This is a genomic window from Lentzea kentuckyensis (assembly GCF_002150765.1).
GTDB classification, from domain to species: Bacteria; Actinomycetota; Actinomycetes; order Mycobacteriales; family Pseudonocardiaceae; genus Lentzea; species Lentzea kentuckyensis.
Genome location: NZ_MUYM01000015.1, coordinates 40,475 through 56,862, shown reverse-complemented (window position 1 = coordinate 56,862; position 16,388 = coordinate 40,475). Strand labels below are relative to the sequence as shown.

Sequence of the window (16,388 nt, the reverse complement as noted above, 5' to 3'; positions counted from 1 at the left end):
TTCCCCGCTACGCGCGCGTTGACAAGCTGACTACTGTGAGTATTCAGCAGCATACACGCTTCCACTCGGGGGATGCCGTGATTGGTACGTTGCGTGTCAATGGGTTCGACCGGTACAACCTGTTCGACCACCTTGCGGTGGACAATATCGATGTCCACTACACAGCGTTGCGAGATGCGTTCTCCAATCTCCCTGCTGACCCATATGGCGCAGGGCTGAACAGGTATCGCCGGTATGGCGCTGCTATCTATCTGCCGTGGAATGACTCGCTCAACTGGTTGCCCGCCGCCCACGATCCGGAGCTCGGCGACGACGTCCTGCGCTACTACCAGGGCGGCTTCAACGCGGAACACCCCGGCGAGGTGCGCGCCTTCCCCGCGCTGCCACCCGATGTGCTGGCGAATCCCTTGCTGCAGGCCGTACTCCGGTTCGACTACGCCCAGGGCGCCTGGCCGGCCGAGCTCGCCACGACACCGTTCTACCTCGGCGTGCACTTCATCAAGCTGCTGGCCGCTGAGCCGGGAGCGCTGGCCATGACGTCGCCGAACCATCTGCACCAGGACGGCGAACCAATACACTTCGCCCATCTGATTGAACGAGTCAATGCGTCCGGCGGCGAAAACGTCATCTGCGGAGTCGACCAAGTGGGCAAATCTCCCGCCGACGTGCCGGCGGACGCCATACTCGAACGGTTCACGCTTACCGATCCGCTGCAGGCTTACGGCATCTGCGATCATCTCGTCAGCCACCACCTCGATCCGGTGTCCAAAGGCGACGGTGCCGGCCCAGGTCACCGATCGGCGGTGCTCGTGGATGTCACACCCATGCGCAAAGACATCTAGCTCCCGGATGGAATCACAGATGAACGCTCCCCTCCCCACGGCTCTGGTGAGCATGGCCGCCGACGAGATTCCCGCGGACCTGCTCCCGATGCTGGAGGAGCGAATCAAACCGATCTGGTCACCCGATGGCGTCATTTCGAATCCTGATGAGTCGAACGACGTCGAACTGCTCATCACCGCCAATGCGACCATCGACGCCGACTACCTCTCGCGGTTGCCGGCGTTGCGGGCGGTGATCACGACCGGCACCGCGTACGACTACGTCGACCTGGCCTACTGCCGCGACCACGGCGTGAAGGTGCACAACACCCCCGGCTACACCGGTTCCTCGGTCGCCGAGCACGCGTTCGCGTTGCTGCTGACCGCGGTGCGGCACGTCGTCACCTACGACGCCGCTGCCCGCCGCGACGAGCCGGGCGAGGAGCCGATCGCGTTCGAACTGGCGGGCAGGACCGCCGGCATCATCGGCCTGGGTGACGTCGGCGGCCGTATTGCCAGGTTCGCGCAGGCCTTCGACATGCGGGTCGTCTTCACCAACCGCAGTGCCAAGCACTTCGAGGGAGCCGAGCAGGTCGATCTGCACTCGTTGCTGGAACGCAGCGACGCGGTGTTCCTGACCGTCCCGCTCACCCCGGAGACCGACGGGCTGATCGGTGCGGAGGAGCTGGCCGTGATGAAACCGTCGGCGTTCCTGGTGAACGTCTCGTCGGACGAACTGGTCGACGTGCCCGCGCTGCGCAAAGCGCTGAACGCCGGGCTTCTGGGCGGGGCGGCGTTCGACGTCATCGGCGACACCTCGCCGTACCGCGACCTGGCCCGCACGGTCCTCACCCCGGTGAAGGCCTGGTACACCACCGAAACCGTGCGCCGGCGCGCCGCCACGTGGATCGAGACGGTCCGCGACGTGGCGGCCGGCGGCGACCGCAACCGGGTCGGTTAGCGCGATGAGCGAACTCCTGCGCCTGCACCGGGAGCTGGACGTGGTGTCCAGGTCCCGGCGCGGTGCGCGGTTTCTGTCGGGCTGGCAGACCACGCACCCGTTCGTGAAGGAGTACCTGCCGTCGCCACGCGAGCAGGTCGACGTCGCGGACCGGTACAGCTTCCTGTCTGACTCGGAACCGCTGTGCACGGCCATCCGCGACTTCCACCGGGCCAACGACGGCGTCGACCACAGCCTCGACTCGATCTTCGTGGCGCCCGGCTCCAGCCCGTTGCTGACGGCGTTCTTCCTGGCACTGCGGGAAATGGGCATCGAGGACGTCTGCCACGCCGCCCCGCTCTACTACACGTGCCATTACCTCGCGCAGTGTCTCGGCTTCCCGCTCACGCAGGTGGCGGGAGGCCTGCTGCACGACCCGGACGCCGCCCTCGACCTGCCGGACCGCCGGACGGCGCTGCTGTTGTCCGACCCGATCTGGGTGTGCGGCACCACCGTCCACGAACGCCACCTGCGCCGCATCCACGACTGGCAGGACAGCACCGGCTCGGTCGTGCTGATCGACGGCACGTTCCAGTACACGAAGTGGCACGGCGACCGCACCGAACTGTCGGCGTTCCTGCACCGCGACCGGACGTTCCGCATCGTCTGCCCGACCAAGAGCCTTGCCGTGCACGGCGTCCGGTTCGCCTACATGCTGCTGCCGCCCCGGCACCGCGAGTCGATCCGATACGCCTGCTCGAACGTGACGGGTGCCACCGGCCTGGCCAACGAACACCACGCGCTGCGCCTGATGAGCGTCCTCAACTCCCCCGAGGCCAACCAGGGCCTGATCGAGCACATCAAGACCACCCACGAGAAACTCGTGGCGAACGGCACACTTCTGGCCGAGGCCGCGACCCCGCACGCGAGCTACTACACGTTCGCCAAGCTGCCCGACGACGTGCTGCGCGACGCGGTGGTGATGGACCAGCGCTACTTCGGCATCCGGGGCCACGAGGGCCACGTCCGAGTGAACCTGCTGTGCGAGGAATGGGCCCGCTAGTCCTCTTCGACGACGGCGCGCAACCGGTACTCACACCCGTACTCGACCGCGTACGACAGGTCGTAGACGTGCACGATCTTGGGCCCGCCGTGCAGGTGCACGTACGTGACGGTCTGCTTCGGGTCCTCCGGCGTGGACGGCAGCGAGTCGACCCTGCCGTCGAGGGGACCGCCGACGTACCGGACGACATAGGGCTGGGACATCGCGACCTCCTCTCGTGTTCGTCTCATTCTACGAGGTCGCCCACTGGATCCGTGCCTGATACAACCGGTTGGCTCAGCAGCCCGCCATCCTGGTTCACTCCTGTTTGCGGGCGCGCGAAGGCTGCACCCGCATCGGCTCGCCCGGCATCTTCGGGTAGTCCGGCGGGTACGGCATCTCCCCGCGCGGGTCGGCCGCGTACCACTCCAGCAGCGTCTCGATCCCGAACGCCTCCGAGTCCAGCCCGGCGTGCAGATCGCCACGCTCCTCCAAGAACTTCGGCACGGTCAGCACGTCGAAGTCATCAGGGTCCACAGTGGACAGTTCATCCCAGGTGACCGGCGTCGAGACCGTGGCCCGCGGAGTCCCCCGCACCGACCAGGCCGAAGCGATCGTGCGGTCGCGGGCGGCCTGGTTGAAGTCGATGAACACCCTGGAGCCGCGTTCTTCCTTCCACCAGGCCGAAGTCGCCTGATCAGGCGCCCTCTTCTCCACCTCGCGAGCCAGCGCGATCACGGCATGGCGGACGTCGATGAAGTCCCACTCGGGCCGGATCCGCACGGCGACGTGGATACCGCGCCCGCCGGAAGTCTTCGGGTAGCCGACCAGCCCGGCGTCGTTCAGCACCTCACGCAGCACCCCGGCGACAGCTGCCGCATCACGGAAGTCGGTGCCCGGTTGCGGGTCGAGATCGATGCGCAGCTCGTCGGGGTGGTCGACGTCGGCACGACGCACCGGCCACGGGTGGAAGTCGAACGTGCCGAGGTTCGCCGCCCAGACGATCACGGCTTCGGAGGTCGGGCAGATCTCGTCGGCAGGACGCCCGGACGGAAAGCGGACCTGCACGGTCTCCACGTAGTCAGGAGCCCCCTTGGGCACGCGCTTCTGGTAGAACGCCTCGCCCTCGACCCCGTCGACGTAGCGCTTCAACACGACCGGCCGGTCACGCAAAACCCCCAGCAGCGCAGGCGCCACGGTGCGGTAGTACTCGACCACCTGCCCCTTGGTGATGCCCCGCGCGGGGAAGTACGGCTTGTCCGGGTTGGACACCCGCACCAGCTGGTCACCGACCTCTAGCTCGATCGCCTTCGACTTCGCAGCAGCCACGCCAAGACACTAAAGGCCGCGCACGAACGCCGCGAGCGCCAACTCGAAGCTGTCGCGGTCCAGTTCACGAGCGACGCCCGGCAGCAGGTGGGCGCGGTCGAGGTGCGGGTAGCGACCGGTGTAGTCCGCCGGGTCCGAGGAAAAGCCGCTCGAGAACGTCGAAAGAGCCGAGCCGAACACGATGTACATGAGGCCGGCGGCGATCATCGTGGCCTCGCGGCGGGACCAGCCGGCGTCGACCAGGGCGCCGTGGAGGATGTCCAGCCGCTTCAACGACTCGTCACGACCAGCCGGGCCGTATGCCAGAAACGGCACGATGTTCGGGTGTGACGACAGCGCCGCACGGTACGAGCGCGCGCACTGCACCAGACCAACACGCCAGTCCACCTCGAAGCCCGAGACGTCGACCGACGACAGGATCGACGAGGCGATGTCGTTCAGCAGCTGGTCCTTGGTGCGGACGTGCCCGTAGAGCGACGCCGCCTGCACGCCCAGTGACGCGGCGAGCTTGCGCATCGACAGGCCGTCCAGCCCGTCGCGGTCGATGATCTCCAGAGCCACCGACCTGATGCGGTCGGGGCTCAGCAGGGGGGTGCTCGGCCGGGGCATGTGGGTTAACCTAACACTGTTCGGTTATTCGGGAGGCCTTGTGGATTTGACGCTTTCGGACGAACACCGGCAGCTCAGGGAGCTCGCACACCGCTTCACGGAGGAGCGGATCGTCCCCCACGCCACGCGCTGGGATCGTGACGAGGCGATCGACAAAGAGCTGGTGCCGGCGCTCGGCGAGGTCGGGTTCCTCGGGCTCGGCATCGACGAGCGCTACGGCGGGTCGGGCGGCGACAACCTCGCCTACTGCCTGGTGCTCGAAGAGGTCGCCCGCGGTGACAGCGCCGTCCGGGGCATCATCTCGGTGTCGCTCGGCCTGGTCGCGAAGTCGATCGCGAAGCACGGCACCGAAGAGCAGAAACAACGCTGGCTGCCAGGTCTGACGAACGGCACGCAGGTCGGCTGTTTCGCCCTCACCGAACCCGGTACCGGCAGCGACGCCGGCAGCCTCGTCACCAAAGCCACCAAGACGGACAACGGCTACCGGATCAGCGGCCGCAAGGTCTTCATCACCAACGGCACGTGGGCCGACGTCGCGCTGGTGTTCGCCCGGACCGGCGGACCGGGGCCGAAAGGCATCAGTGCGTTCCTGGTCCCGACCGACTCCGCGGGTTTCACCGCCACCGAGATCAAGGGCAAGCTCGGCATGCGCGGCCAGGCCACCGCCGAGATCACCCTCGACGACGTCCACGTCGACGAGGACGCCCTGCTCAGCGAGGAAGGCTTCAAGCTCGCGATGGGCGCCCTCGACAAGGGCCGGATGTCCGTCGCGGCTGGCTGCGTCGGCGCCGCCAGAGGCGCCCTCGAGGCCGCGCTCAAGTACGCCAAGGAACGCGAGCAGTTCGGCAAGCCCATCGCGGGCTTCCAGCTCGTCCAGGAACTCCTCGCCGACATGGCCGTCGAGACCGACGCGGCCAGGCTGCTGACCTGGCGCGTCGCCGACCTGGCTGACCGGAACAAGCCGTTCGGCACCGAGGCGAGCATGGCCAAGCTCTACGCCAGCGAAGCCGCGGTCAGGGTCGCCAACAACGCCATCCAGGTCTTCGGCGGCTACGGCTACGTCGACGAGTACCCGGTCGGCAAGTTCCTGCGGGACGCCAGGGTCACCACCCTCTACGAGGGCACCAGCCAGATTCAGAAACTGCTCATCGGTCGCGCGCTGACGGGCATCAACGCGTTCGTCTGAAGGGAAAGAAATGGACTTCACGCTCGACGCCGAGCAGAAGGAGATCCGCGAGTGGGTGCGGACCTTCGTGCGCAAGGAGATCATCCCGCTGGAGCCGGAGGTGCTGCGCCGCGAACGCGCCGGCCAGCCCGGCCTGCCGAAGGACGAGCTGAAAGCGCTGCAGGACAAGGCCAAGCAAGCCGGGTTCTTCGGGGTGCTGACGCCGCAGGAGTACGGCGGCATGGGGCTCGGCGCGATGATGACCGCGCTGATCGAGGCCGAGCTCGGACGCAGCTTCGTGCCGTTCCGGTTCGGCGGGTACGCGGACAACATCCTGTTCCACGGCAACGAGGAGCAGAAGCAGCGCTACCTGCTGCCGACGATCTCCGGCGAACGCGTCTCGTGCTTCGCGATCACCGAACCCGGTGCCGGCAGTGACGCCAAGGCCATTCGCACGTCCGCCGTCAAGGACGGCAACGAGTGGGTCATCAACGGCGAGAAGACGTTCATCACGCAGGGCAACGAAGCCGACTTCGTCATGGTCTTCGCCGTGACGGACAAGGAGAAAGGCGCCGACGGCGGCGTCACCTGCTTCCTGGTCGACCGCGACATGGGCTGGAAGTCCGAGCCCATCCCGACCATGGGCCAGTGGGGCCCGGCGGCGCTCGTGTTCGACAACGTGCGCGTGCCGGAGGAGAACATCCTCGGCGAGGTCGGCAGGGGCTTCCACCTCGCCATGCAGTGGATCGGCCAGGGCCGCTACCTGCTGCCCGCCCGTGCGCTCGGCAGCGTCGAGCGGCTGGTCGAGATGGCGATCGAGCAGGCCAAGAACCGCGTCACGTTCGGCCAGCCCATCGCCGAGTACCAGGCCATCCAGTGGATGATCGCCGACTCCGCGGTCGAGATCGAGGCGCTGCGCTGGCTCGTGCTGCACGCCGCGTGGCTCGTCGACCAGAAGCAGGACTCGCGGCAGGCGCAGTCGATCGCGAAGCTCTACGGCGGCATCAAGGCCAACGAGATCGTCGACCGGGTCCTGCAGATCCACGGCGGCATGGGCTACACCCGTGAGCTGCCGATCGAGCGCTGGTACCGCGAGCTGCGGCTGCTGCGCATCTACGAGGGCACCGACGAGATCCAGCGCCGCACGATCGCCCGCAACCTGCTCAAGGGCCACGCGAACATTCGCGGCACGCTCGGTTAGTTCTCACCTGGGTTGGTTCTATCTTGGAGTGGTGCTCAACCACGACATCCTCGGCGTCGTCGAACGACAGGTCCGCACCTGGTCGGCCGACGACGCCGAGGTGTACGGCGCGGCGGTCGGCGGCTACTCCCCCGCGTTCGCCATCCCGCTGCTGCAGCACGGCGGCCCGCAGCTCGGGCTGACCGGCGCCGACATGACCCAGGTCCTGCACGCCGAGCAGTCGCTGTGGCTGCGCCGGAGGGTCCCCGCACGTGGCTCCGCGGTAGTCACCAAGACCGTCACCGACATCTACGACAAGGGTTCCGGCGCACTCGTCGTCAGCACGTGGGCGTCGGATCACGCGCGCACGCGGTCGTCGTGCTTCATCAAGGGCGAAGGCGGTTTCGGCGGCGAACGCGGTGAAACCCGCAGGTTCGAGGTGCCGGACGCGGAACCGGACGTGAGCTTCTTCCAGACGTCACCGGACCAGGCGCTGCGGTATCGGGAGACCGGCGACGTCAACCCGATGCACCAGGACCCGGACTTCGCCGCCAAAGCCGGGTTCACCCGCCCGATCCTGCACGGCCTGTGCACGCTCGGGATCACCGTTCGCGGCATGGACTTCACCGAACTGCACGCCCGGTTCACCGCACCCGTGTTCCCCGGCGACGAACTCAAGATCGAACACTGGCCGACCGGCGAGTTCCGCACCTCGACGAACGCCGGACAAGTGCTCATCGGATCAGTTCGGTTTTCCGAAGTGGACGGCCGCGGAGAAGCAGCACGATCGGACTCATGAGCTCAGCCCTGGCGACCGTGGACATCGGACTCGAACCGGTGCGCGTCGCGGTCGAATCCCGTGACCTGATCAGCGCCGCCGGCGTGGCACACCTGCTGAAGAACTCCCCACGCGTACGTGTGGTGCAAGACCGCGCGGACGCACAGGTGCTGCTCGCCGTCGTCAACGAACTGTGCACACAACAAGCCGCACGGCTGCGGGCGATCGGTTCGACCAGGATCGTCGTGATCGCGGCACGGGTGCACGACCTCACACCGTCGATCGCCGCCCAGGCCGGGCTCGCGACGCCTCTGCGACGTGCCGACGTCAACGCCGAACGCCTGATCAAGCTGCTCGTCGGCGGGCAACCGGTGCAGGAACGGGCGCCGGTGCTGAGCGATCGCGATCTGCAGCTGCTGCGACTCCTGGCCGACGGCGCGACGATCGCTGAGGTCTCCGCACGGCTGTTCTGCTCCGAACGGACCGTGAAGTACGCACTGCACCAGCTGCTGGAACGGTTCGGGCTGCGCAACCGGGTGCACGCCGTGGCATGGGCGATTCGCTCAAGCCTGCTCTAGGCAGGCCCGAAAACGGAGGAAAGCTGGACGCGCCTGCTGATCCCGACCTTGCGATACACACGGGTCAGATGCAGCTCGACGGCGCGCTGAGTGACGTTGAACCGGGTGGCGATCGCCCGGTTCGTCTGCCCCTCCAGCACCAACCGCACGATACGAGCCTCGTGCGGTGTCAGCTTTCCCCACGCCGCCCCGCGCACCGGCTGATACGGCTCCTCCAGCGCGGCCCTCACCTCGCCGAGAAGGTCGACCGCCCCGGCTCGTTCGGCGTCGGCCAGCGCGGCCCGTGGCGCACCCAACGCGAGATGCATCCGCGCACGGTGATGCAGCAACAACGTGCACACGAACGCCGGCGGCAACGTGCCCGTGTAACCGAGGCGCACCAACATCTCTCGCGCATCACCGGCACGCCCAACGTCCACACAGGACGCGACGAACGCTGCCGCACCCAACGCCACACAGCCTCTCGCCGGTGACGCCTGGGCGAGCTCACGCATGAGCCGGGAGACCTCCCCGTGGTCGCCGCGAACCCGGTACGCCCACATCTCCAGCGCCACCAGCCAGTCGTGCTCCGCGCCCACGAGCCGGGCGCGCAGCCGTGGCGCGAAGTCCAGCACCGCGACGGATTCAGTGCGCACAAGCCCCAGACCAGCGAGAACCAGCGCGGGCAACAGCCGCGGCCCGCTCTGGGGAAGATCCCGCAACGCCTGCTCAGGGTCAGCCGGCAGCTCTGGCGCACCCAGGCCGTCCAGCACGTCCTCGTCGCACTGCCAGTCCACCGCCACCGCGGCGAGCCAGTCCAGCGCGTCACCCTCGACGGAAAGCCGTTGCCGCGCAAGCTCGTCGGCCCGTGGCGCGATCCCGCACCGCAGGTGGAGGTCTGCCAGCCCGATCGCCACCCGCGCGGCGGTAGGCCCGTCCATCGGCTCACGCAGAGCCGCGCGCAGGCACTTCGCCGCACGCGCCGGCCGTCCAGCCGCCCGGTGCAGTCGTGCCGCGTCGTGCAGCATCGGAGCGACCCATGGCGCCCCGACGGGTTCAGCACACGCCACCACGTGCTCGGCCACGGCGGCAAGCGGATCACACCGCCGATGCATGACGTCTGAAGCCTTGCGGTGCACACGCTCGCGTGCCTCGGGCGCCATCTCGTGCCGGATCGCACAGCTCAACGCCGGCGACTGGATCCGCATCGGATCGGCAACGGCGAGACGTGCGTCAACGAGCCGTTCGAACGCGGCGAGCGTCTGAAAGGACCCCATTCCGGCGACCTCGCACAACAGGTCGAGCGGCGCGCTCCCCAGCACGGCGAGCGCACGGGCGACGGTCACCGCGTCGGCGTCCAGCACCTGGCAATGCCGCCGCACGGCCCGCAGCAGCCGCGGCAACCGCAACCCGGAAAGCCTGTCCAACAACGACACGTCGGGCACGAGCTCCAGCACGTCACTCACCACGCCGGGCGCACCCCCGCTGAACCGCAGGCACACCGCGATCAGCTCGGGCGGGGCCTCGACGTCGAACCGCCGCCGGACCAGCTCGGCCACGGCCTCGGCGTCGATCGGCCGCAACGGCACCCGCACGGCGTCCACCAGCGCGAAGGTGTCCGGATCGAGGTCGCCCCCGGCCACCACGACACCGGGGAACCGCGCCAGCCGCTCGGCTTCCTCGGCGCAAAGCTGTTCGACGTCGTCCACCACGAGCACCGTGTGCCGGTCGACCTCCGCCAACGCCCGTAGCCCGCGCACGGGCCGTAACCCGCTACGCACCGCGATCGACGACGCGACGGACAACAGCGCGCTCTTGCCCATCCCCGTCGCGCCGTGGACCACGCACGACCGTGCACCACCCAGCGCGTCTGTCAAGGCGGCGATCTCCCACTCACGGCCCACGAGCAGGCCACCCGCCTGGCGCACGACGGTGTCGACGAGGCCGGGACGAAGTGGGGCAACCATGCCATCCAGCAAATCGTCAGCGGGCCGGAAGGACCATGCAGAAGCACCGGCAGAAGTTCCGCAGGTCTGCCCGTTCGCACACCTGAACCTGAAAAAGGTTCGGCCGATCAATTGGCAATGGGAACACTTGAACGTGAACCAATTCGGCGCCCGGTCCGTGAACTGAAGTACACAGGCGAACACTTCAGGGAGTTCCGATGCGGGTCGCGTCACGCACCGTCTTCGACTTCGTCCGGCCGAGCGGTACCACGGCCCCGGTGGAGACGGAGCTGATCTACCAGGCGGACGACCCGTTCGCGGTGACGATGAAGTTCCACGCGGGCGGCTCGGTGGCCACCTGGGTCATGGGCAGGGACCTGCTCGCCGAGGGCATGACCAAGCCGGCGGGTGACGGCGACGTCCGGTTGAGCCCGCACGGCCGTGCGTTGGTGCTGGAACTGATCTCCGACCGGCACATCACGGTGTTCCGGCTGACGAGATGCACGCTGCGGAAGTTCCTCGAAACCACCTATCGGCTCGTGCCAGCCGGTACCGAACATTTCGACGCCGATGCGTTCCTCAGCACGGTCCTACGCTGACAGTTCGATTCCAAGCGCACCGGCGACGTCGTGCTGCAGCTTGGTCATGCCCGGCGACTCGTAGCGCTCGGACTCGGCCAACGCGCGCACACGCTGCCGGATCGCCGCGTCCTGGTCACCCATCCGGTCGCAGAGCGCGGCGAGCTCCATCAGCACCGCCACCTTGACCTCGGGGTCGGCGAGCGACTCCACCGCGACGGTCAGCTGTTCGCGCGCCTCGGCGAACCGGCCGGCCGAGAGCAGCGTCCGGCCGCGGGTGAGCCTGGCCATCGACCGCAGGTTCGCCGCGCCCCGCCCGGTCAGCTCCTCCGCCTCCGCCACCACGCCTAGCGCGGCCTCGTGGTCGCCGGCCGCCACGAGCGCGTCCGCGAGGCGCAGAAGCAGCTGAGCGGCGTTCTCCAGAGCCACGCCGCGTTCAGCGCCACGCAGCGTGCGTTCTTCGGCGACGCACGCCCGGTGCGTCTCTACGGCGTCGGCATAGCGACCCAGCCGTTGCAGCAGAACACCGGTGTACGACAACGCGAGCACCACGTTCATCAGCTGGCCTGCCTGCCGGAACAACTCGGCGGCGCGCCTGGCATGGGTCACACCCGCCGCGTGATCACTGAGGCGGGTCTCGATGGCCGACCGGTAGTAGTGGGCCCAGGCCGTCTCGACCAGCGAGCCGCACTCCTCGGCGACCCGCAATGCCTCCTCGTGCCACCGCATGGCCTGCGGGATGTGCGTCTGGCGAGCGACGTAGACCCAGCACACGAAGTTGAGCTGCTGGGCCTGCTGCTCCCGTTCGCCCAGCTCCCCCGCCGCGGCGACGCCGGCGGTGTAGACCTCCAGCCACAGGTCGCCTGGCCCGCGATGGTCGGAGTACCAGTGCATCGAGCGCGCCACCGAGAGCACCAGTTCGTGAGCGCGATCGTCGACGGCCTCCCGGAACGCGCCACGCCAGTTCACGAGCTCGGCGGACAGCCAGCGATCCGCGCTCGCGAGGTCCGAGGCGCCCTTGTCGTCGGGGAGGAACGCCGACGCGGCCTGCATCGCGGTGGTCAGCAGCCAATCGCGCGTGCGCAGGCGGTGTGTGTGGAGGCCGGACTCCTCGCTGCGCAAGCGCTCGCGCGCGTAGTCGCGGATCAAGTCGTGGAACGAGTACCGGCCAGGTACATCCGGACGGAGGAGGCTCGCGTCGACGAGTTCCTCCAGCAACGTCTCCGCGTCGTCGACCGGGATGTCCGCGGCAACGGCGGCGAGCTCGACGGACGTGTCCGGGCCGTGGATCAGCGCGAGCCGGCGGAAGATCATCGCGGTGTCGGGGCCGAGCAGGCGGTAGGACAGCTCGAACGCCGTGCGGACCTGGACGTCGGCGGTGGCGAGCACGTCGAGGCGTTCGCGTTCGTCGGAGAGCTGGGCGGCGAGGTGGCACAACGACCACGTGGTGCGGCCGGTCAACCGGTGGCCTGCGATGGCGAGGGCCAGTGGGACGCCGCCGCACAACTCCGCGACCAGGTCCGCCGCCCGCAGGTCCGCCTTGATCCGGCCGGCACCCGCGGTCGCGGCGAGCAGCGCGACGGAGCCGTCGTGCCGCAGCGGGCCGAGGTCGAGGCGGTATCGGCTGTCCAGGCCCGCCAGCACGCTGCGGCTGGTCACCAGCACGAGCGAACCGGGGCTGGCGGCCAGCAGCGGCCGGACCTGAGCCTCGTTCGCCGCGTTGTCGAGCACCAGCAACACGGTCCGTTCGCGCAACATCGACCGGTAGAGACGCAGGCGATCGCCCGGATCGGACGGCATCCGGGCGTCCGGGACACTGAACGCGCGCAACAGCCGTGCGATCGCCCGCTCCGCCGACAGCGGCGTGGGGTCCATGCCCCGCAAGTCGAGGTGGAGGCTGCCGTCGGTGAACTGGTCGGCGAACCGGTGCGCGGCGTCCACCGCGAGAGAGGTCTTGCCCACGCCCGGAGGTCCGTGCACGACGACGACGTCCAGCACCGACGACGCGGCGGCACGGCTGATGCACTCGGCGAGCTGCTGCTGTTCCGGCTCACGGCCGATCAGAGTCTCTACAGACGGTGGCGCGCAATCGGTGCGTTCGAGACGTGGCTGGGCCGTTTCGGAAGACCGGGCGAGCGCGACGAACTCGGCGGCCTCGGTGCCGTCGAGCCCGAGCCCGGTCACCAGCAGTCCGACGGTCTGCGCCTGCGGGGTCCGCACCCGGCCGCGCTCGAGGTCGCTCAGCGTGCGCACGCCCAGGCCGGTGCGCGCGGCCAGGCCCTCCTGGGTGAGCATCGCCCGGCGCCGGTAGAAGCGCAGGAACTCGCTGAAGGTCGTCGCGCGCACCGGATCACCCTGGCAGATGATGTTGACCGGCGCTCACGAGAGGCTGTCGGCGAACGCCCTGACCAGGCCGTGGAGCGAGTAACCGGCGTCGTCCGCGTCGAGCAGGCCGACGTCGGCGAGGTCCTCCAGCGCGCACCGCGCCTCGACCACGCCGATGCCCGCGAGGTCGGCGGCGAGCTCCGGGGTGACGCGGGTGCCGGCGAGCCGCCCGAGCCGGCGGAACACCAGCCGCGCGGTCTCCGGCAGGTGCGCCAGCGACACCTCGAACGCGCCCCGCACGTCGAGGTCGCCCGCGGTGAGCGCGGCCAGGCGGCGTTCGCCGATCAGCTCCACGAGGTGCCGCACCGGCCAGCGCGGCCGGCTGGCGAGCCGGTTGCCCGCGATCCGCACCGCGAGCGGCGACATCCCGCACAGCCGGACGAGTTCCCGCGCGGCCTGCGGGTCCGCGTCCACGCGCGGTGGCCCGATGATCGACGCGAGCAGTTCCACCGCCGCTTCCTCGGTGAGGCCGCCGAGCCTGATTCGGGTGCACGCGTCGAGGCGCCGCCTCGACGTCACGATCGTGAGGCAACCCGGTTCGTCAGTCGCGAGCGTGCGCACCTCCTTCTCTGTGCTCGCGCCATCGAGCACGAGCAGAAGGCGTTTTCCCGCGAGCAACGACCGGTAGAGCCTTCTCTGGCCGTTCGCGTCCTCTGGCACGTGTTCAGCGGGGATGCCGAGATCCTTGAGCAACCGTTCGAGCGGCGCGGCGCCTTCCACCTCGATGAACAGCTGCCCGTCCGGAAACCGGCTCTCCAGCAGATGGGCGGCCTTCACCGCGAGGCTCGTCTTGCCCGTTCCGACGGCGCCGTGGACCACCACGAGCCGGTCGTGCGTGGTGACGATCGTGGCGAGCTCCGCATCCCTGCCGACGAGGTCCGCGACGTACGGCGGCAACGACCAGACTGGGTTCCACGGCGCGTTGCGGGCGAGCCCGCGCAACTCCTCGCGGCTGCGTTCGTCGAGGCCGAGCGCGTCGAACAGAGCCTCGGTGGTGCGGCGCTGAGGCGAGCGGGCCCGGCCGCGTTCCATGTCGCTGATCGCGCGGACGCTGACGCCGGACCGCTCGCTGAGCTCCTCCTGGCTGAGCCCCGCGCTCTTGCGGTGGCGCAGGAGCCTGGCCCCGAACGTCAGACCACCGAACGTCATGTCTCGAAAGTTAGTGGTTCAAGCTCGTCATCATCTGTGCACACACGCGAGAGAGGTGCCGCCGCATCACCGTCGACGCCTTGGCCGCGTCACCGTCCGCGATCGCTTTGACGAGTTCGTCGTGGTCGTCCATCGACGCGTGCTGGTGCGGCGGGTCGTCCTCCAGCGCGCTGCGGAGAAGAACAACTCGCTGCTGCACGAGCCGCACCTGCTCGGCGATGCGCGGGCTGCGGGCCGCCTCGATCAACGTCTGGTGGAACGCGAGATCCAGCCGGTACGGGAACGGCTGCCCGGTCTTGTAGTTGCGCCGGCTCTCCGCGCACACCTCGTGCAACCGGACCAGGTCGACGTCGGTCCGCCGAGACGCCGCCAGTTCCGCGGCCGCGCATTCCAGCGCCGCGCGCAGTTCGAACAGGGCCTTGACCTCGTCCGCGTCGGCGTCGGGTACGAACGCGCCCCGGTGCGGCACCAGCGTCAGCAACCCCTCGGAGGCCAGGTGCCGGATCGCCTCACGCAACGGACCGCGGCTGATGCCGAGCTTCTGCGCGACCTCGACCTCGTTGACCCGGGAGCCCGGCGGGATCTCACCGGTGAGCACCTGTTCGCGCAAGACGTCCACGGCCTGCCCGGCCAGACTGAGATGCAGCGGGGTCGGAGGTGTCACCTTCGTCTCCTGATCTGGACGGCACCGGCCGTCTCCTGGTTACACTAGCCACGTTGTCAACTGTCGACAGTTGGCAGTTTCTTCGACTTCAGGAGGGGCGCCATGGGACACGAGGTCGTGGCAGAGGTCTGGCGGGGCGACTTCCTGGAGTCGGTGCACCACGGCACCGTCGTCGCCACGGACATCTCGGGCACCCCCGCACTGTCGATCGGGCGCCCGGACGACGTGGCGTTCCCACGCTCGTCGAACAAGCCGCTGCAGGCCCTCGCGATGCTGCGCAGCGGCCTCGACCTCGACGGCGCGTTGCTCGCCCTGGCCTGCGCCTCCCACTCGGGCGAGGACTTCCACGTCGCGGGCGCGCTGGAGATCCTGGCGTCCGCGGGCCTGTCCGAGGACGCCCTGCAGTGCACGCCGGACCTCCCGCTCGGCGACGAGGCCCGCGCCCAGCACCTGGCTCGCGGCCTGTCCCCCGCGCCTAAGTACATGAACTGTTCCGGCAAGCACGCGGCCATGCTCGCCACCTGCGTGGTCAACGGCTGGTCCACCGACAACTACCTGGACCCGACCCACCCGCTGCAGGTCGCGACCCGCGCGACGATCGAGGACGTCGCCGGCGAGCCGGTCGCCCAGGTCGGCGTCGACGGCTGCGGAGCCCCGATCTTCGCCATCAGCCTCACGGGCCTGGCGCGCGCGTTCGGCCGTCTGGCCGCCGCGCCCGCCGGAACCCTCGAGCACCGCGTGGCCGCCGCGATGAACGCCTACCCGGAGTGGGTCGGCGGCACGGGGCGTGACGTCACCGTGCTGATGGCCGCCCTGCCCGGGGTCATCGCCAAGGACGGCGCCGAGGGCGTCTACGCGGTCGGCCTGCCCACCGGCGAGGGTGTCGCGCTGAAGATCGCCGACGGCTCGTCCCGCGCCCGCGCGGTCGTCGTCGTCGCGGTGCTCAAGCGGCTGGGCGTGGACGTCAGCAAGATCGAGGACCTCGCCACGGTGCCGGTGCTCGGTCACGGCCGCATGGTGGGCGCCGTCAAGCCCGCGCTCGCCCTCGCAGGCTGAACCCGCGTGCAGTTGATCGGACGTTGATCGCATGTTGACGGATCTACCTGTGTACAGATCCGTCAACATGTTGATTCCAGTCAACATGCGAATCAACGTCCACACGTCGGCGTCAACCTCGCGTCAACCTCGCCACGGTGCCGCTTGGCCCCCACACGGGCGTGAACACGAGCACGCCTGAATCCCACT

Annotated in this window: 16 protein-coding genes; 9 read left to right on the top strand and 7 right to left on the bottom strand. The window is 69.0% G+C overall.

Annotation, left to right across the window (positions count from 1 at the left end):
- Window positions 1-35 precede the first annotated feature (35 nt).
- From B0F77_RS08605 to B0F77_RS08595, 3 genes are read left to right on the top strand one after another with little or no spacing between them, the layout of a single operon-like run.
- A complete protein-coding gene (locus tag B0F77_RS08605; RefSeq protein ID WP_211293722.1) occupies window positions 36-842 on the top strand; it encodes a 2OG-Fe dioxygenase family protein in 807 nt (268 codons plus the stop codon).
- 19 nt (window positions 843-861) lie between these two features.
- A complete protein-coding gene (locus tag B0F77_RS08600) occupies window positions 862-1,782 on the top strand; it encodes a 2-hydroxyacid dehydrogenase (protein WP_211293721.1) in 921 nt (306 codons plus the stop codon).
- A gap of 4 nt (window positions 1,783-1,786) precedes the next feature.
- A complete protein-coding gene (locus tag B0F77_RS08595) occupies window positions 1,787-2,824 on the top strand; it encodes an aminotransferase class I/II-fold pyridoxal phosphate-dependent enzyme (protein ID WP_086662273.1) in 1,038 nt (345 codons plus the stop codon).
- On the opposite strand, the gene B0F77_RS08590 is transcribed toward B0F77_RS08595, so the two are convergent.
- The 3 genes from B0F77_RS08590 to B0F77_RS08580 all read right to left on the bottom strand — a co-directional run bounded on the left by B0F77_RS08590 (window position 2,821) and on the right by B0F77_RS08580 (window position 4,741).
- Window positions 2,821-3,054, bottom strand: a complete 234-nt coding sequence (locus tag B0F77_RS08590) for a hypothetical protein (protein ID WP_245847891.1) — start codon at window positions 3,052-3,054, stop codon at window positions 2,821-2,823. The two genes, B0F77_RS08595 and B0F77_RS08590, sit on opposite strands and share 4 nt — an antisense overlap.
- 67 nt (window positions 3,055-3,121) lie before the next feature.
- Window positions 3,122-4,132 carry a non-homologous end-joining DNA ligase gene (ligD, locus tag B0F77_RS08585; RefSeq protein ID WP_086662271.1) on the bottom strand — a complete coding sequence of 337 codons (1,011 nt, stop codon included), beginning with the start codon at window positions 4,130-4,132 and terminating at the stop codon, window positions 3,122-3,124.
- A 9-nt stretch (window positions 4,133-4,141) separates the two neighbouring features.
- Window positions 4,142-4,741, bottom strand: coding sequence for a TetR family transcriptional regulator (locus B0F77_RS08580; RefSeq protein ID WP_086662270.1), 600 nt, complete (start codon window positions 4,739-4,741; stop codon window positions 4,142-4,144).
- 40 nt (window positions 4,742-4,781) lie between these two features.
- On the opposite strand from B0F77_RS08580, the gene B0F77_RS08575 reads away from it, so the two are divergent.
- The 4 genes from B0F77_RS08575 to B0F77_RS08560 are packed head-to-tail and all read left to right on the top strand — an operon-like array spanning window position 4,782 to window position 8,442.
- Window positions 4,782-5,927, top strand: a complete 1,146-nt coding sequence (locus B0F77_RS08575) for an acyl-CoA dehydrogenase family protein (RefSeq protein WP_086662269.1) — start codon at window positions 4,782-4,784, stop codon at window positions 5,925-5,927.
- Window positions 5,928-5,937: 10 nt separating this feature from the next.
- Complete coding sequence (locus B0F77_RS08570; RefSeq protein ID WP_086662268.1) at window positions 5,938-7,107, top strand: acyl-CoA dehydrogenase family protein; 1,170 nt, start codon at window positions 5,938-5,940, stop codon at window positions 7,105-7,107.
- Window positions 7,108-7,138: 31 nt separating this feature from the next.
- Window positions 7,139-7,885, top strand: a complete 747-nt coding sequence (locus tag B0F77_RS08565; protein ID WP_245847890.1) for a MaoC/PaaZ C-terminal domain-containing protein — start codon at window positions 7,139-7,141, stop codon at window positions 7,883-7,885.
- Window positions 7,882-8,442, top strand: a complete 561-nt coding sequence (locus B0F77_RS08560) for a helix-turn-helix transcriptional regulator (protein WP_086662266.1) — start codon at window positions 7,882-7,884, stop codon at window positions 8,440-8,442. Before B0F77_RS08565 ends, B0F77_RS08560 begins: the two co-directional genes overlap by 4 nt.
- On the opposite strand, the gene B0F77_RS49680 is transcribed toward B0F77_RS08560, so the two are convergent.
- Entirely contained in the window at window positions 8,439-10,388 is a 1,950-nt protein-coding gene (locus B0F77_RS49680) for a helix-turn-helix transcriptional regulator (protein ID WP_245847889.1), read from the bottom strand. The genes B0F77_RS08560 and B0F77_RS49680 overlap by 4 nt on opposite strands.
- 197 nt (window positions 10,389-10,585) lie before the next feature.
- Between B0F77_RS49680 and B0F77_RS08550 the strand changes: the two genes are divergently transcribed.
- Window positions 10,586-10,966: an SsgA family sporulation/cell division regulator gene (locus B0F77_RS08550; RefSeq protein ID WP_086662265.1), complete on the top strand. Its 381-nt coding sequence runs from the start codon at window positions 10,586-10,588 to the stop codon at window positions 10,964-10,966.
- Here B0F77_RS08550 and B0F77_RS08545 read toward each other — a convergent pair.
- From B0F77_RS08545 to B0F77_RS08535, 3 genes are read right to left on the bottom strand one after another with little or no spacing between them, the layout of a single operon-like run.
- Window positions 10,958-13,291: a helix-turn-helix domain-containing protein gene (locus B0F77_RS08545; RefSeq protein ID WP_086662264.1), complete on the bottom strand. Its 2,334-nt coding sequence runs from the start codon at window positions 13,289-13,291 to the stop codon at window positions 10,958-10,960. The genes B0F77_RS08550 and B0F77_RS08545 overlap by 9 nt on opposite strands.
- A 33-nt stretch (window positions 13,292-13,324) precedes the next feature.
- Entirely contained in the window at window positions 13,325-14,479 is a 1,155-nt protein-coding gene (locus B0F77_RS08540) for an XRE family transcriptional regulator (protein WP_086662263.1), read from the bottom strand.
- A gap of 10 nt (window positions 14,480-14,489) precedes the next feature.
- Window positions 14,490-15,143, bottom strand: a complete 654-nt coding sequence (locus B0F77_RS08535) for a GntR family transcriptional regulator (RefSeq protein WP_086662262.1) — start codon at window positions 15,141-15,143, stop codon at window positions 14,490-14,492.
- 102 nt (window positions 15,144-15,245) lie between these two features.
- Here B0F77_RS08535 and B0F77_RS08530 point away from each other — a divergent pair, with 102 nt between their 5' ends.
- Window positions 15,246-16,199, top strand: coding sequence for an asparaginase (locus tag B0F77_RS08530; RefSeq protein ID WP_086662261.1), 954 nt, complete (start codon window positions 15,246-15,248; stop codon window positions 16,197-16,199).
- Window positions 16,200-16,388 lie beyond the last annotated feature (189 nt).

Coding starts and splice junctions, on each gene's coding strand:
- B0F77_RS08600 (WP_211293721.1), top strand. CDS start 862: ATGAACGCTCCCCTCCCCACGGCTCTGGTGAGCATGGCCGCCGACGAG.
- B0F77_RS08595 (WP_086662273.1), top strand. CDS start 1,787: ATGAGCGAACTCCTGCGCCTGCACCGGGAGCTGGACGTGGTGTCCAGG.
- B0F77_RS08590 (WP_245847891.1), bottom strand. CDS start 3,054: ATGAGACGAACACGAGAGGAGGTCGCGATGTCCCAGCCCTATGTCGTC.
- B0F77_RS08580 (WP_086662270.1), bottom strand. CDS start 4,741: ATGCCCCGGCCGAGCACCCCCCTGCTGAGCCCCGACCGCATCAGGTCG.
- B0F77_RS08570 (WP_086662268.1), top strand. CDS start 5,938: ATGGACTTCACGCTCGACGCCGAGCAGAAGGAGATCCGCGAGTGGGTG.
- B0F77_RS08560 (WP_086662266.1), top strand. CDS start 7,882: ATGAGCTCAGCCCTGGCGACCGTGGACATCGGACTCGAACCGGTGCGC.
- B0F77_RS49680 (WP_245847889.1), bottom strand. CDS start 10,388: ATGGTTGCCCCACTTCGTCCCGGCCTCGTCGACACCGTCGTGCGCCAG.
- B0F77_RS08550 (WP_086662265.1), top strand. CDS start 10,586: ATGCGGGTCGCGTCACGCACCGTCTTCGACTTCGTCCGGCCGAGCGGT.
- B0F77_RS08540 (WP_086662263.1), bottom strand. CDS start 14,479: ATGACGTTCGGTGGTCTGACGTTCGGGGCCAGGCTCCTGCGCCACCGC.
- B0F77_RS08530 (WP_086662261.1), top strand. CDS start 15,246: ATGGGACACGAGGTCGTGGCAGAGGTCTGGCGGGGCGACTTCCTGGAG.